The following is a 15,169-nucleotide window of genomic DNA, read 5'->3' on the forward strand; positions in this document are numbered from 1 at the left end:
ATCAATCGTTTGCATGGCATCTAAGGCATAAGCTGTGTTGGCTTCAATATCTACGATACTAATGAGAGAAAGTTCAAGCCCGTTTTCTGCTTTTCCTATGGCACCATGAAAAAATTTGCCCAGTCCTTCGGTGTGTTTACCACTTTTTCGCATAAAGCTGGCATCCATTGCGGCAATGCATTTTGACTTTTGTGGCAGTTGCTGAAAAATCAATATTTCGTTAAAGCTTAGGAAATCAAACGCCTTGTGATACCAGCGACTAAACCGTTTTTCGCTCGAGTTACAATATCGACTCATATTTCTAAAATTAGCCTTACCTTGAACAATAATGAGCATTGAAAGTAGTAAGGCGATAAACGATTTTTGTGGTTTTTTAAGGCTGGACATTTGGCTTAAAACCGAATTTACTAGAGTAATCATGAGCGGTGGTTTCAGGGTCTTTTTTACAAACTATATTCTCGCAAACCCTGCTCATGATTTCGAATAATTAAGCTCAGTTCATAAAACTGTCCGAACTATTGTAACCTAAAGCTTGAATTTATCACCGGTTTGGATAATTTGCAGACTGTTGAAAGTGATGTAAATATTTAAAGTAACAATGAATTATCAGATATTCTTAGTTTAAATAATCTGCATAGTATTTCAGGTAACCTCAACATTAAAAACAATCAAATGTTGATGTATTTAGAGGCATTCCAACATTTAACGGAAATAAAAAAGAGTTTGAGCGTTACAGGTGATAGCAGTTTAAGAACCTTAGAAGGCTTAGATTCACTCACTCAGGTCGCTGATTCATTATCGATAGAAAACGATAATGAGCTGAGAGCCACTGATGCGTTGAAACATATTTCATATTTATCAGGTGATTTAGTGGTTAAGTCGAATGAAAACCTGTTCGATTTAGACGGTTTTATTGGTTTGAAACAGATCGGAGCTAATTTAGACATCGAAAATAATCGATATCTAAAAAACTATAACGGACTTAAAAATATCACTCATGTTGGCGGTAAAACGATTGAAAAAGACAACGGGTTTGAGTTTTAATCAGAACGGTTCGTTTACTTTGTCACTCAAAATTCATTAATTTCATATTCTTAATCGATACCCTCTGCACCTGAGGGTATTGATATTTGCTCTCTATCGTCATTGTATTAAAAGATAGTATCTTCAAATAACGGTATACGCCGTCGATGTTTTCATCCGCCATTTTTTGCCCTGGCTTATTGCTATTTATAGAAGGTGCAAATTTATTGTCTATTTTATTTACAATACAGACTATTTGAATAGCTTTATATTGCAAAGCATAGAGCTTGAGGTGACATTCTGCTTATAGGCATACTTTGACTAATATCAATTACATATAGATTGATTATTTATCTGGTGCGCTCTGTGAACGATATTAAGAGAGGAAGCTATAGAAGTTAAAAGTTGCCATGTTTACTTCGTTTATCTATGTATTACGGTATGTTTTATGGCACAAAAAAAGCTCGAAATCTTAAGTGATATCGAGCCTTTTAATGCAAAGTTGATAAAATGATTAATGCTTAAACATCGCAGAGATTGACTCTTCATTGCTAACGCGGCGAATAGCTTCAGCAAGTACAGCAGACATGGTTAGCTGAGAAACCTTACCTACTTTTTGCATTTCAGGGCTTAGAGGTACTGTATCAGTCACGATAACTTCATCAATCACTGATTCTTCAATATTCTTAGGTGCGTTACCTGAGAATACTGGGTGAGTCGCATAAGCAAATACACGTTTAGCACCGTGCTCTTTAAGTGCTTCAGCAGCTTTACATAAAGTACCGCCAGTATCGATCATGTCATCAACGATAATACAGTCACGACCTTCAACGTCACCAATGATGTGCATAACTTGAGAAACGTTTGCTTTAGGGCGACGCTTATCAATAATCGCTAAATCAGAGTCATTAAGCAGTTTTGCTACTGCACGAGCTCGTACAACGCCACCAATGTCTGGAGAAACTACGACTGGGTTATCAAGTTCTTTTGCAATCATGTCTTCAAGTAGAACTGGGCTACCGAAAACGTTGTCTACTGGTACGTCGAAGAAACCTTGAATTTGCTCAGCGTGCAAGTCACAGGTTAATACGCGGTCGACACCAACGCTTGATAAGAAATCAGCAACAACTTTAGCCGTAATCGGTACACGTGCAGAACGTACACGGCGATCTTGACGAGCGTAACCAAAATAAGGAATAACGGCAGTAATACGGCCTGCTGATGCGCGACGAAGAGCATCAACCATTACAATCAATTCCATTAAGTTATCATTGGTTGGTGCGCAAGTTGATTGGATAATGAATACGTCAGCTCCACGAACATTTTCGTTGATTTGAACACTGATTTCACCATCACTGAATCTGCCTACTTCGGCACTTCCTAATGAACAGAATAAACGGTCGGCAATCTTTTTAGCGAGACTAGGAGTGGCATTCCCAGCAAAAAGCTTGATGTCGGGCACGGTATAAACCTCAGGCGTTGGCTTGTTATATCAGTAGGCTTGAACGTGATTCTCAAACCTACCCAAAATTAGTTTATTTCAGCTAAGCAATCTAGTACGGGTGAACGATTTAAGCCTTTAGCAACAAATCCGTTTAGATCTGTTGGTAACTTAGCGTACACCGCTTGAGCTTGCTGTTCGTTATCGAATTCGGCAAACACGCATGCGCCTGTTCCTGTCATTCGAGACGGCGCATATTCTATCAGCCAGTCTAATGCCTTGGCAACTTGAGGGTATTTGTTTGCGACCAAAGGTTGGCAATCATTCTTCCACTCAATAGTGAATAAATCATCGGCATTTACCCGAGGTGTACATCGATGTAGCTCTGGTGCCGTAAACACTTCTACAGTGGAAACATGCACATCCGGTGTAAGCACGAGATACCATTTTTCAGGCAACGATATCGGATTTAAAACTTCACCTATACCTTCAGCGAAAGCAGAGAAACCCCTAATAAAAACAGGTATATCCGCGCCAAGCTTAATTCCAATGCTGGCTAAATCATCAGTTGAAAGGTTAGCCTGCCAGAGCTTATTTAATGCTAATAAGGTTGTTGCTGCATCAGATGAACCGCCGCCAATTCCACCGCCCATAGGTAGATTTTTTTCTAATGAAATGTCTGCACCATATGCAGTTTTTGTTTGTTGTTGTAATAATTTTGCAGCTTTTAGAATTAAGTTATCGCTGGACGCAACAACTTGATTTAATTCGGAGTGGAGATTTAATTGGTCGTCGCCTCTTGTTGTAAATTCTAAGTAATCGGATTTATCAAGAAACTGAAAAACAGTTTGTAGCTCGTGATAGCCGTCAGCTCGTCGACCATTAATGTGCAAACATAAGTTAAGTTTTGCTGGAGCTGGAAGTTTTAGTGTGTGTAATGTCATGTTTTATCACTGTGTTACGGCGAGTGCTTGCCACTTGTTAATTTGAACTTTTAAATCAAGTTCAGGTTGTTTGACTTGAAGCAATCTAGGAACATTCGCACCACTTTGTTGTTGCCAACTTTTATAAGTGAGCGACCAATGCGTGCCATCTAAAGAGATTAATACTGATCTTGGATTACCATATGAGTCAAGATTGGTAATGAGCTGCTGTTGATGGATTTGACCCGTAATCCAATAAGGAAACTGATTTACTGGTATAGACCAACCTGTCAACCTTTGTAAAAGTCGCTGTGCATCATTGCCTGTGTGAGTCTTACCATCAGCAGTCAATGTGACGCTATCTGGTCTAGCATCAAGAGATAGTACTGTTGTACCTAACATTGTGGTCAGTGTGAGTTGATCTCTATTGGGTTCATGGAGCCAAAAAAGATGAGTACTGAATTTATCTTGTGGGGTTTTAACGAGAAGCTTACCTTTGAGTTCCCAAGCTTTGGCTTGTTGCACGGAAGAAACTTGAGTCGGTAACAATGTCGTTTGTGGTAATGAAGTACACGCACCGAGCAGCATAACAGTAAATGCGAGTACAAAATTTCTAATATTCAGAGGCAGCAATTTCAAGGTGTTAGTTCGAAAGTGAGTTTAACTGCAATCATAACTGCTTCGGGCGATAGATCAAAGCAACTTACTTTCGATTACACCAACTACATCATGTATGGTACTTCTTTATAATACGCCGCTTGTTCAAAAATGGGGTTGATTGAAATCATTCCCATTTTTTCATCGTCAGACGTTTTTGATAAAAACCCCACCGCTTTAATCAAATCAAAATACTGCTTAGATTTAACGATATCAAAGTTTCGCTTTTGATCTTGATTGGTGACCTTAACAACGCCAATTTCACTTTTCATTTTTTTTAGATCAGCAAACGCAATGTCAAATTCGTTTGGATGGTTTGGTACAGCAAGTAAGGCATAAATTTTATTATTGTAATCAGAGTTAGGATAAGGTTTCTGGTTAAGGGTCAGCTTATAAGTGGCCAATGTTCCTTGAGTGGGAGCTTCAGTAGAAAACACATAGCGGCTTAAACTTAACTCTTGTAAGCCTTGTGAAGATGAGTGGCTTGCATTGAATGTCAGTGTAACGGTATTGCTATTTTCATCTAACTGGCTAATTACCGGTAGAGATGTGTTTAATTGGTCTTTTTTATAGTTGAAATCAGGCTTGGCATTATTCTGATAAATATTTTTAATGTAATAAGATTGCCCACGGTAAGGCATAACAATGACAGATTGGTCTTCTCCATTTTTAAAGAATACTGTTTGCCCAGAATAAGTAATATTGTGAGTCGTACTTTCTGCCATTAATGGGCGACCATGAGTAAGGTCATCATTATTCACAACGATAAGATCGTGTTGTTGTTTGATCAATGAATGCTGATGATCGGGCAGCTCGCTGACATAATACACATCATTATAGTGCTGAACGATATGTAGAGCTTTCAGCTGAGGATCAAATTGATAGACATAGAGGCTATCACCGACATTCACCGTTGAGCTTTGGTTAACGGCAAGAATTGAAGGCGTATCGTTATCAGTATTTTCAATGAAATTCCCTCCTTGGCTAAACGTCATGAGATCTGAGTTAGAGACTTTGATCTTATTATGAGTTTCAGTATCAAAGAGGTAAGAAGGACATTTAGCACCTTGCTCACCGTAATTTCCAATAAAAAGATATTTACCTGAATCACTTGTCGCAATATTTTGCGTGGCGCAACCTACTTTTTGGGAACCATTCAGCATTGAGTGAGTTTGAGCCAGACAGGGAAGAGCAATAACAGAGAAGCACAGATACAGAAATGTGGCCTTAATCATAATATATAACCAGTGTGGAAGTTTGTAATTAAGGTACATTCAATGAGGTAACAATTCGCTGAATAAAGTGTAAGTTATCAGCTTGCGATATATTTCTTTATAAAACTTACTCTTTTTATTTATTGAAGATATTAGCTTTTTACTTTTTTATAAAAAAAAATTCAAATATATTTTAGTTTGCTTTTTCCATGCCGTCTTTTTGTTGGTGAGACAAGAAAACAAATTCATTACATGGAGGAAGACACTATGTTGTCTGTTCACACTAATTACGCATCTCTAATTGCACAAAATTCAGTAACTAAAAGCAACGACATGTTGACGACTGCCATGGAGCGTTTATCAACAGGTATGCGCATCAACAGTGCTGCTGACGATGCTGCTGGTCTACAAATCGCAACACGTTTGAATGCTAACGTTGTAGGTATGCAAACTGCTAGCCGTAACGTTTCAGATGCGACTTCTATGCTACAAACTGCGGATGGCGGTTTAGATGAGTTAACTACTATTGCACTTCGTCAAAAAGAACTTGCAACTCAAGCATCTAACGGTGTTAACTCTGCAACTGATTTAACTGCATTGAATGACGAGTTCCAAGAGCTATCTGCTGAAATTACTCGTATCCTAGATAACACTGAATACGCAGGTAACAACCTGTTTGATACACTTTCAGGTACTGTTACATTCCAAATTGGCGCTGACGCAAGTGAGACCCTAGATGTTACCGTTGCAGAACCAGATACAACGGCTCTAGGTACTGCTGACCTAACCACTGGTGCAAACGCAGCGATTAGTGTTATCGATACTTTTATCGATGAGGTTGGTTCAGCCCGCTCTGAGTTAGGTGCAAACATTAACCGTCTAGGTCACACTGCATCTAACCTTTCAAACGTTACTCAAAATACTCAATCAGCTGCAGGTCGTATCATGGATACTGATTTTGCTGTTGAATCTGCAAACATGACACGTAATCAGCTGCTTGTTCAAGCAGGTACTAACATTCTGTCATCAGCTAACCAAAACACTAACTTGGTTATGGGTCTATTGCGTTAATCATCAACCTCAATTGCAATGTTCCTTTTTAGGCGCTATTTAGCGCCTTTTTTTTGTCCCCTAAGAAAAAGATTGCACGAGGAAAAGTCATTTCCTACTTTAAAAACCATGCGGAAATGAAGTGTTTGTATTAATTAAACGATGTTTATTAATCTGTTGAATAATAACGGTTAAATGGTTTGGCATGACTTTTGATTAGTTAAAGAAATTAAAATATTTATTTATGTCAATTCATGGATTCGTAACGAAAAGAATCGAATGGAGATAGGTCATGGTTGCAAGTGCAGGTTTTATTCCTTCGCAAATTTCACGAGACTTTGTGAATGCTGAGCGAGGACAGAAAGATCAATTATTCGCATCGAATTTGCAGAGTTACCAGAAACAGCTTAATGCCTATAATGCGTTAGAGCGAAATTTAGACAGTTTAGCTGACAAGCTATCTGCGATTGGCGGTGATAATTTTGCCGCTAAAAGCAGTTCGGTGATTGGCGACGAGATATCTGCCACTGTTGGTACTGATGCACCTGAAGGCACTTATAACGTTGTGGTTTCGCAATTAGCACAGGCCGAGCAAATAACGAAAACATTTACTGCAGAAGATGAAATCTTGCCGACAACGGGCGTACTAAACATTCAGCTTGGTGCCGACCCTGCTGATGCCATCAGCATTGACTTGTCTGTCGTAAACGCAGCGGGCACTGAAACCGTTGCTGATCTCAAAGATATGATTAATCAACATCCGGATAACCCTGGTGTTCAAGCTTCTTTAGTGAGAACGGGCAGCAGTGTTGAGTTAATGATGACGTCTAAAGACAGCGGCGCCACAAATACGCTAGCGATAACTTTAGATGGAGCAAGTTGGGGGACCACTCAACGCCAAGCTCCGAAAGACGCTTTGTTCACTATCAATGGCGTATCGATTACCAGTGATACTAATTTTGTTGAGAATGTGATTGATGGTATTTCAATCGAACTCGACAGTATTCACGACTCAGGCGAAAGCAGTGTAATAAAAATAGAAGCTGATTCTGAAACAGCACAAATGGCCGTGCAGGAATTTGTTGACGCTTACAACGAACTGCAAGATCAAATTCAATCCTTAACTCGAGGACGAGGGAGTGCTGCAACAGACTCCGAATCTGACACTGTGGGCTCGCTAAACGGTGACGCTAGCATCAGAATGTTGGAAGGTCGATTAAAAAATACTTTGTTTGAATCAGCACCTAGCGGCCAACGCTTATCCGACATTGGTATAGAACTGGATCGTTACGGCAAGTTGACGGTAGACGATGCCGAACTTTCTAATGCACTGCGAGACGATGCAAGTGCCGTTGAAGCATTATTTACAGATGATGATGGCTACATCGACAAATTAGAAGACGTATTAGACCCTTTCATTGAGTTCAATGGCTTTATCGATCAACGCCAAAGCAGTTTGCAAGCTCGAACCGACCGTGTTGAACAAGATATGGAGCGATTTGATGCGCAAATGGAACAACGGTACCAATTGTTACTCGCCCAATTTACCGCTGCAGAATCGGCAATAACCCAGCTGAGTTCTGCAAGCTCACTCTTTACTAATACAGGAGCTTCCAACTAATGCTTAATGAGCAAGATCCGTTTAATGCTTATCAACAAATATCGCTAGATGCCCGTGCGGCATCTGCGAACCCACATGAAATGGTGCGCATGTTGTTAGATGGCTTACTTGAGGAACTCGACCGTACTTCAGGTTATATGGAAAGAAAGAGCTTTGAGGACAAAGGCAAAAGTATCAATAAATGCCTAAATATTGTCCATGGCTTAGATTCTATGTTGGACATGGAAAACGGCGGTGAAATCGCTGTGAGCTTAAACAATTTGTATGACTATTGCAGTCGCCAGCTAGTAACGGCAAGTGTCCAAAACAGCATTGAAGAACTTCAACCCGTTGTGAAGGTAATTACAGATGTCAGAGCCGGTTGGCAAAACCTTAACTAATCAGTTTTTAAAATTAGAGTTAGCCTTTAAAAAGTACAGTGTTCAACAAGACATAACTAAGTTAGATCAGGTAAACGATGTATTAATCGAGATTGTTGAAAAATACGGGAAAGGGCAATCCGAAGCTGAAAAAAAAGCATTTAAACGGCTGGGCGAGGCGCATAAAAAAGCCATTGAAACCTTAGAAGTAACAACACAAGAGCTGTCTTTAAAAATGCAGCAATTAAAAGAACAAAAAGAAGGGCTGAATGCTTATCAACTGACTGAATCAAGTCATCAGTTAAATCGGTAGCAGTGGTAGGGCAGATCAATAATGACAATACTCAATACGCTTCAAGCAGGGTCAACATCCTCCTCTTCTATTTCTGGGAACGGTAAAGCGACTCAGTCTAATGCGAGATTTTCACTGATTGATGAGACAACTCAGTCTGAGTTGTCTCATCAGAGTGAGCTTGGTTCCATTTATAGCTTTCAAGGTGAAGAAGCTCAAGCTCTAACAGCACTTACAGATTCTGTTACCTACAGCCACAATGAAAACACCGAAGAAAGTGCACTGAACACGACTGGAGTCAACGTTACTCAGGCTAAAATACAATCTGACGAAAATGAGATGAGTCGTTTTCAGCAAGCGAATATTTATGATGCTAAATATGCTAAAGAAAGCACGGTAGCACAATCCATTTCAACTGGAATGAACCCAATAATGAATTTGCCTAATCGTGTCGCAAACATTGAAGCCGAACAGCTCAATCAGACACAACAACATCAAGCAAGGTCTTCATTGGATTTATCAAAAAAAGCGTTTTCTCTCCCTGAGTCGAGTGGCATTAAAAGTGATACCTTGCTCTCGCAAATGATGCATCAAGGTGTACTTCGTTCTGCGCCACAACTGGCACAACAAAATCAATTACACATACAAAGCATCGTTTCAGAGCTCAGTAATATTGAGAACGCATCATCTCAAGTTTCAAGCATTCACAGCCAAGCAATGGCTTCTGCAAAGTCCAGTCAGTGGGGACCGATTCCCATCAATACAGCCCAAGCGTTACCTCATCAAAGTCAGCAGTTAATGGGGCCTCTTAGAGAGCAGGTTCGATTTCAAATCGATCAAAACGTTAAACAAGCTGAAATCAGACTCGACCCACCAGAACTTGGCAAGCTCGATATGAGCGTGAAATTGGACGGCGATAGATTACAAATACAGTTAAATGCTGCAACTGCTCAAGTAAGAGATGCGTTGCAAGCAGGAATCGAACGTTTGCGAAGCGACTTGGCGTTAGATCATGGTGGCCAAGTAGATGTGAATATTAGCTATGGTGAACATGAATCAGAGCAACACCAAGCGGAAGACGTTCAAATAATTGCGAGTTTTGATGAGGCTGAAAGTGAAATGCAGCCAACAGTTTCGTCAGAACTTGATGTTAGAGCATAAGGAGAATGGTTTTGAGTAAAGCGGCAAAAGTCTTAGTAACAGTAAGTTTTATCGCAGTATGGTCCGCAGCAATTTTTTATGTTGGGTGGCAGTCACCAAGTTTATTTGGAAAAGTGTTTCATCGAGATACGACAACCATACCCACCGCAAAGTATTACCCCCTAAAGCGAACTGTCGTTACGGTGGCAGGTGAAGACTATCCTCACTATTTATTACTTGAAATGTCGATAAAATCTTCTTCTGAAGAAGTAAAAAGAACATTAGAAGAAGCAGACTCTTTAGTTCGAAATACGTTAATGAAGCTGTTCGCTAAAAAGCAATTTGAAGAGCTAAATAACCCAAATCATGTTGATACTTTGCAACAAGAAGTCCAGCTTGCTTTATCTAAGGTACTGAATGAAAACCACTATGATTTAGAGCTAGAACAAGTGCTATTCACACGCATGGTTATTCAATAAAACAATCATTTCAGCTGTAATGATGGCCCTTGTAAACTCAAGGGCGCACCAAGCTTTGTAGGGTGATATCAACAGTTGAGGCATCGATAAATCAGACTCAAATAAGAGAATAGGGATATGAATTCAGGTCAACTTGCATATCAGCATACCAGCGATGACGCTCCAGTTGCTAAACCCAATGAATCTCAATTACTTCGACAATATTTACCCTTGGTAAAGCGAATCATCTATCAGCTAAAAAGTCATTGCGGTGCCACGCTAAGTCTCGAGGATATGGAGCAAATCGGCATGATGGCGTTGCTTGAGTCATCAAGACGCTACCCTGGTGGGTTAGACAATGGCTTTATTTCGTTCGTTAGCCAACGTATTCGAGGCGCCATTTTGGATGAGCTGAGGCGTCAGGATTGGCGACCAAGACCTGTACGTCAACAGGCTCACGAACTCAATGACACTGTTAGGAAGCTCACTCGTGAATTAGGCCGAGAACCAACAGATAAAGAAGTGGCTTTGGCTCTAGGGGTGAGTCCCGAAGAGTATCGTGAGCGTTTACATGCCTCTCTGTCTGATTCGATGAAAAGTCTCGATGAAATGCTGGGTGCGGGTAATCATTTTGTTGATGAAAAAAGCGTGTTGGGTGAAATTTCAGCAAAAGAGACATTATTTAAAGCAATTTCGAAATTAAATAGAAGAGATCAGGTAATTCTGTCGCTTTATTATCAGCATGAACTGAATTTACGCGAAATTGCTGCGACATTGGGGTTAACTGAAACCCGCATTTGTCAATTACACAAACTCGCTATTAAGCAAATACAGCAAATTTTGCAAAAGTGGAACGAATAAGAACAGGATAACGGCATGAACAAAGTCTTTGGGTTAATTATCATACTTCTTTCTGTTTTTGGTGGTTACCTATGGGCTGGTGGTTATGTCAGCGCATTATGGCAACCTGCAGAAATTCTCATCATTATCGGTGCAGGGATTGGCTCATTGATTATCGCTAATCCTAAAGCTGTACTTAATGATTTAGTCACACAACTTAAAGAGCTGTTAAAATCAGAAAAAGAAGATCCTGAACTATACCCGCAATTATTTGGTTTGATGGGTATGTTGATGAATCAAATCCAGTCTCAAGGCATGAGAGTATTAGACGACCACCTTGAGAACCCTAGAGATAGCTCATTATTTTTGATGTATCCAACGGTTCTCGAACATCAAGATTTACTGCAATTTTTGATTGATAATTTAAAACTACAATCAATCGGTAAAATTTCTCCGCATGATTTAGAACATATCCTCGAAGAAGAAATCCATCGTATTGAAGAAGACAGAATGAGACCTTCTCATGCGCTTCATAAAGTAGCTGAAGCGATGCCAGGTTTTGGTATTCTTGCCGCTGTGATGGGCATCATCATCACCATGTCATATATCGATGGCTCTATCACCCTAATTGGAGTGAAGGTAGCCGCAGCGCTCACTGGAACATTTATTGGTATTTTCTTTTGTTATTGCTTCTTTGACCCACTCTCAAAAGCATTAGAGCATCAAGTTGATCGTCAGACTTCTCGATTGCGCTGTGTAGCTGCGATGTTAACGGCTTTTGCTAAAGGCAAGCCTCCCATGCTGGCGATAGATGCTGGTCGTAAACAAATCCAAACTGAACATCGCCCATCATTTATTGAATTGGAACGTTGGATGATGGAGCAACGCAGCTAATGAAGCGTACAAACGAACCATTGATCATCAGACGAAAAAGCAATCGTAAGCAAAAAAAAGCCGCTTCTAGTGGTGCTTGGAAAGTAGCTTTTGCTGACTTTACTCTGGCAATGATGGCGCTGTTTATGGTGTTGTGGATCATTCAAATGTCGGATAACTCAGAGAAAGAAGAGATAGCGAGTACATTGCGTGGTGATTTATTTGATGTGGGATCAATTAACCCATTTGACTTAAGTTGGGCACCTTCTTTAGTCGATATGCAGGGTGATATTGCCATTCAGCAATCTGTATTGCCCGCTCACGCAACCGGCACGGAAAAGCGCGGCCCTGCATTACATAACTTTATCCCCGCTGGCGAAGACAACCCAAATGCCGGCAAAGGTAAAGATCTCAATGCTATGATCCCTGGTAAATTTGAAACTCAGGCACAGTTAGAGTTACTTGCAAAAGAAATCAATGAAGTAATCGAAGATGCCAATGTTGAGTCACACGTGAAGCTTATCTTAGTTGCACAGGGCATACGTATTCTGATTCATGATGATGATAACAAAGATATGTTCGCGAAAGGCAGCTATAAAATGTCGCCATACTTTGAAGATTTGTTGATGGCCATAGGCCCTTCATTGAGCAAAGTTAAAAATAAGATGAGTATTTCTGGTCATACCGACAAACAAGTCTATGCCAGTAAAAACTTTACCAACTGGGAGCTTTCAAGTTTGCGAGCACTCACAGCAAGAAGAGTGCTGGAATATGCAGGTGTTGAACGTCATCAAGTTATCCAAGTAACAGGTATGGCTGATCAATTACTAATGAATCGACAAAAATCGCTCGCACCTGAAAATAGACGTATCGAGTTATTGATTTTAAGTGATGAAGCTGAAAAACAAATAACAGCGATGAACTATTTACCAGAAAGTGAATATCGTTCAGAGGTATCTGAAGCTTCAAAAGTCGCAAAAAGTAACCAGTATAAGAGCAGGTATCCGGAGCAATGGACGAGCAAGTAACACAAATTGGCGAGTTCATTCCTGCAGAAACTCGAGATGATAAATCAGAATTTAACGGTGAAGAACATAGAACGCATACTCGCATGAGTTTAAAGGAGTCTAAATCAGAAGATTTAGGCATGGCGTGTGATGGAATCACCATTAATTTATTTAAACGAAGCCGGTTTGGTTTCAAACGTAAAGTTGGTCTTGCGAGCGTAAAAGATATGAGTGTTGGTGGGCTCGGCTTTTTATGTAATACACCGCTTGAGCTGGGCGATGAACTGCACATTCGAGTCGTAAATCGTGACTTGAAAATGAAAGTAGTGAGAGCCGTACCCGTGAATTCAAGGTTGAACTTTTATGGGACTAAATGGCTTGAGGAGCCCGAAGATAAAATCGTTGAATTGATGAATCAGGTTCAAATTCAAATGAAAAATAAACATAAGAGTTAATGGAATGGCTCAAAATTATCATCGAAAAGGGCCTGATGGCTTACAGAAATTATTTCTCTATTTAATTTTAATAGATTGGTTTGTGTTGCTCTATTTATCATCGCAAATTACTAACATTTCTTTTAGGCATGGTGCATTTGTATCTATTTTGCTAGGTGCCTTTAACTTATTGTTAGTCGGTTTGTGTTTTAAAAGAGCGCGCCGTGGGGGAGATGGGTATTTACTTTACCCTGTGATCTTTGGCGCACTGCTTTCTTTCATAATGGTGTTCTACTTTTTTTTATTCAAGTATTGAATTAAAAAGCGTAAGCTTCGAACAACAGCTATATACTCATACCTGAAGATGCTCGATTTCAGCGAGAATGCACAGCTTGTTAATCAAGGCGACAGTGTGCGGCAATAGTGAGCTATTGTTAGCACTGGCAACACAGAGTAACACGCTGTGCAACTCGCACTGCGTGGACTTCTCAGCGACAATTCTTCTTTGTTACATTAGCTCGAAAGAATCCCGATATTCCTTCGCTAATGCGCCTCAAAGAATTGGCGCTGAGAAAGTCCTGAAACATGCATCTTCAAGTATCATGGGTATATACAAAAGGGCTTAATTATTATCAGCGTTATCGAAAACAAGATAACTTACATGCGATAAAATTATTCAGTTCTGCTATTGAGCTTAAGCCGAGCTTCGCACTTGCTCATGCCGCTTTAGCTGACGCATACAGCCAAGGTGTCTTTCAGTTTAATGGTAAGGAGGTCTGGAAGAAAAAAGCCTTAGAACATGCTTACCATGCGATTTCATTGGATCCAGAGTTGGCTCAAGGTTATAAGTCGCTGGGGTTGGCTTATTTTAATCTCGGCTGGTATCTGAAAGCAGCAAAAGCGACTAGAGAGGCACTCGCTAAGCGTCCTAACTATCCCGAAGCCAGTTCCAATCTTGGTTACATATACAGAGAAATGGGACAGCTTGCTGACAGCATTATTATTATAAAAAAGCGCTCAAGCTGCAGCCAAATAACAGTGTGAGTCTCGTCCACTTGTCTTTGAGTTATATGGCCATCGGTGACTTAGAACAAGCCGACGAGTTACTGACTAAAGCACTGTTACTTCAACCTGGTTCGCTATTAGCTTCTGATGCACATGGGCAACTGCTGTTGGCGAAAGGAAAGTTAGCTGCTGCTCGACAGCACTATCAGCAACAAGTTAGGGTTTTGCCAACAAATGTAAGATATCAACAAGGATTACTGCAAAGCTTGTTTATGTTGAACAACACAGAACAACTCGAGAACGCCGCCTTGAATTTAATCCATCAGCAAAATGTTGTTCTGCAGGATTTGGGTCACTTCTATTTAGCGTTACTCTCAAGCAGCCATGCTAACCAAGATGATCTTGCTCTGAAGTTGTCACAACAGTTGGAAGGTGGTTCAGAATCCGCTGTTTTAAGCTGGAAGGTCGCATTACTGAATGCAAAACTCGGTCAAAAAGAACGTGCGAAGCGATATTTATCCCAAGCGATTCACTATGGTTTTAGCGATAAGCACAAACTGGCTTATTTCGACACAATAAACCCAAAAGTACGTTCGAGTGAGTGGCAAGTTTTTACAAAAGAGATTCAAGCCAAAAAAGCAGTGCAAAGAAAGAGGCTTGATTTGTAATAGCCTTAATTATTTACTAGGGGCTGTTTATCTTTCAGGATTAAATTTTGTGCTATTTGAGCATTTGTCTGTTCAAGGCGTTAGCAGTGGAGCTTAGCCATCTAAGTAAACTGGTCACAACACAGAACAGTGGATGCTCAAAAGCATCGAAGACAGCGTAAATT

19 protein-coding genes are annotated in these 15,169 nt (G+C 40.2%); 14 read left to right on the forward strand and 5 right to left on the reverse strand.

What is annotated here, in order from left to right; genetic code table 11:
* The coding region (locus tag JQC92_RS05585) for a hypothetical protein (RefSeq protein WP_204998722.1) at window positions 1-387 on the reverse strand (387 nt) is incomplete at its 3' end.
* Window positions 388-672: 285 nt separating this feature from the next.
* Here JQC92_RS05585 and JQC92_RS05590 point away from each other — a divergent pair.
* Window positions 673-1,044, forward strand: coding sequence for a hypothetical protein (locus JQC92_RS05590; protein ID WP_204998723.1), 372 nt, complete (start codon window positions 673-675; stop codon window positions 1,042-1,044).
* A gap of 493 nt (window positions 1,045-1,537) precedes the next feature.
* On the opposite strand, the gene JQC92_RS05595 is transcribed toward JQC92_RS05590, so the two are convergent.
* The 4 genes from JQC92_RS05595 to JQC92_RS05610 all read right to left on the reverse strand — a co-directional run bounded on the left by JQC92_RS05595 (window position 1,538) and on the right by JQC92_RS05610 (window position 5,279).
* Window positions 1,538-2,485 carry a ribose-phosphate pyrophosphokinase gene (locus JQC92_RS05595; RefSeq protein WP_129948367.1) on the reverse strand — a complete coding sequence of 316 codons (948 nt, stop codon included), beginning with the start codon at window positions 2,483-2,485 and terminating at the stop codon, window positions 1,538-1,540.
* Between the two features lie 68 nt (window positions 2,486-2,553).
* Window positions 2,554-3,408, reverse strand: coding sequence for a 4-(cytidine 5'-diphospho)-2-C-methyl-D-erythritol kinase (ispE, locus tag JQC92_RS05600; protein ID WP_204998724.1), 855 nt, complete (start codon window positions 3,406-3,408; stop codon window positions 2,554-2,556).
* A 6-nt stretch (window positions 3,409-3,414) separates the two neighbouring features.
* Window positions 3,415-4,026, reverse strand: a complete 612-nt coding sequence (lolB, locus tag JQC92_RS05605) for a lipoprotein insertase outer membrane protein LolB (RefSeq protein WP_338049492.1) — start codon at window positions 4,024-4,026, stop codon at window positions 3,415-3,417.
* An 83-nt stretch (window positions 4,027-4,109) separates the two neighbouring features.
* On the reverse strand, window positions 4,110-5,279 hold the full coding sequence (locus JQC92_RS05610) for a hypothetical protein (RefSeq protein WP_204998726.1): 1,170 nt from the start codon (window positions 5,277-5,279) through the stop codon (window positions 4,110-4,112).
* 246 nt (window positions 5,280-5,525) lie between these two features.
* On the opposite strand from JQC92_RS05610, the gene JQC92_RS05615 reads away from it, so the two are divergent.
* The 13 genes from JQC92_RS05615 to JQC92_RS05675 all read left to right on the forward strand — a co-directional run bounded on the left by JQC92_RS05615 (window position 5,526) and on the right by JQC92_RS05675 (window position 15,005).
* The gene (locus JQC92_RS05615; protein WP_204998727.1) at window positions 5,526-6,329 is read left to right on the forward strand and encodes a flagellin N-terminal helical domain-containing protein; all 804 of its coding nucleotides are present in this window, start codon (window positions 5,526-5,528) and stop codon (window positions 6,327-6,329) included.
* A 271-nt stretch (window positions 6,330-6,600) separates the two neighbouring features.
* Window positions 6,601-7,929 carry a flagellar filament capping protein FliD gene (fliD, locus tag JQC92_RS05620; RefSeq protein ID WP_204998728.1) on the forward strand — a complete coding sequence of 443 codons (1,329 nt, stop codon included), beginning with the start codon at window positions 6,601-6,603 and terminating at the stop codon, window positions 7,927-7,929.
* Entirely contained in the window at window positions 7,929-8,309 is a 381-nt protein-coding gene (gene fliS / locus JQC92_RS05625) for a flagellar export chaperone FliS (RefSeq protein ID WP_129948362.1), read from the forward strand. Before fliD ends, fliS begins: the two co-directional genes overlap by 1 nt.
* Window positions 8,278-8,601 (forward strand): hypothetical protein, encoded by a 324-nt coding sequence (locus JQC92_RS05630; RefSeq protein WP_204998729.1) that lies wholly within the window; start codon window positions 8,278-8,280, stop codon window positions 8,599-8,601. The genes fliS and JQC92_RS05630 overlap by 32 nt, the downstream gene beginning before the upstream one ends.
* Window positions 8,602-8,622: 21 nt before the next feature.
* On the forward strand, window positions 8,623-9,741 hold the full coding sequence (locus JQC92_RS05635) for a flagellar hook-length control protein FliK (RefSeq protein WP_204998730.1): 1,119 nt from the start codon (window positions 8,623-8,625) through the stop codon (window positions 9,739-9,741).
* 11 nt (window positions 9,742-9,752) lie between these two features.
* A complete protein-coding gene (locus JQC92_RS05640; protein WP_239480403.1) occupies window positions 9,753-10,199 on the forward strand; it encodes a flagellar basal body-associated FliL family protein in 447 nt (148 codons plus the stop codon).
* A 117-nt stretch (window positions 10,200-10,316) separates the two neighbouring features.
* Window positions 10,317-11,039: an RNA polymerase sigma factor FliA gene (locus JQC92_RS05645; RefSeq protein WP_204998732.1), complete on the forward strand. Its 723-nt coding sequence runs from the start codon at window positions 10,317-10,319 to the stop codon at window positions 11,037-11,039.
* Between the two features lie 15 nt (window positions 11,040-11,054).
* A complete protein-coding gene (motA, locus tag JQC92_RS05650; RefSeq protein WP_204998733.1) occupies window positions 11,055-11,912 on the forward strand; it encodes a flagellar motor stator protein MotA in 858 nt (285 codons plus the stop codon).
* Entirely contained in the window at window positions 11,912-12,919 is a 1,008-nt protein-coding gene (locus JQC92_RS05655; protein ID WP_204998734.1) for a flagellar motor protein MotB, read from the forward strand. The genes motA and JQC92_RS05655 overlap by 1 nt, the downstream gene beginning before the upstream one ends.
* Window positions 12,904-13,353, forward strand: a complete 450-nt coding sequence (locus JQC92_RS05660; protein WP_204998735.1) for a PilZ domain-containing protein — start codon at window positions 12,904-12,906, stop codon at window positions 13,351-13,353. Before JQC92_RS05655 ends, JQC92_RS05660 begins: the two co-directional genes overlap by 16 nt.
* Before the next feature lie 4 nt (window positions 13,354-13,357).
* Window positions 13,358-13,648 (forward strand): hypothetical protein, encoded by a 291-nt coding sequence (locus JQC92_RS05665; RefSeq protein WP_204998736.1) that lies wholly within the window; start codon window positions 13,358-13,360, stop codon window positions 13,646-13,648.
* Window positions 13,649-13,917: 269 nt separating this feature from the next.
* Window positions 13,918-14,376, forward strand: a complete 459-nt coding sequence (locus JQC92_RS05670) for a tetratricopeptide repeat protein (RefSeq protein ID WP_204998737.1) — start codon at window positions 13,918-13,920, stop codon at window positions 14,374-14,376.
* Window positions 14,373-15,005: a hypothetical protein gene (locus JQC92_RS05675; RefSeq protein WP_338049493.1), complete on the forward strand. Its 633-nt coding sequence runs from the start codon at window positions 14,373-14,375 to the stop codon at window positions 15,003-15,005. Before JQC92_RS05670 ends, JQC92_RS05675 begins: the two co-directional genes overlap by 4 nt.
* Window positions 15,006-15,169: the final 164 nt, after the last annotated feature.

This window comes from Parashewanella hymeniacidonis, assembly GCF_016900895.1.
GTDB classification, from domain to species: Bacteria; Pseudomonadota; Gammaproteobacteria; order Enterobacterales; family Shewanellaceae; genus Parashewanella; species Parashewanella hymeniacidonis.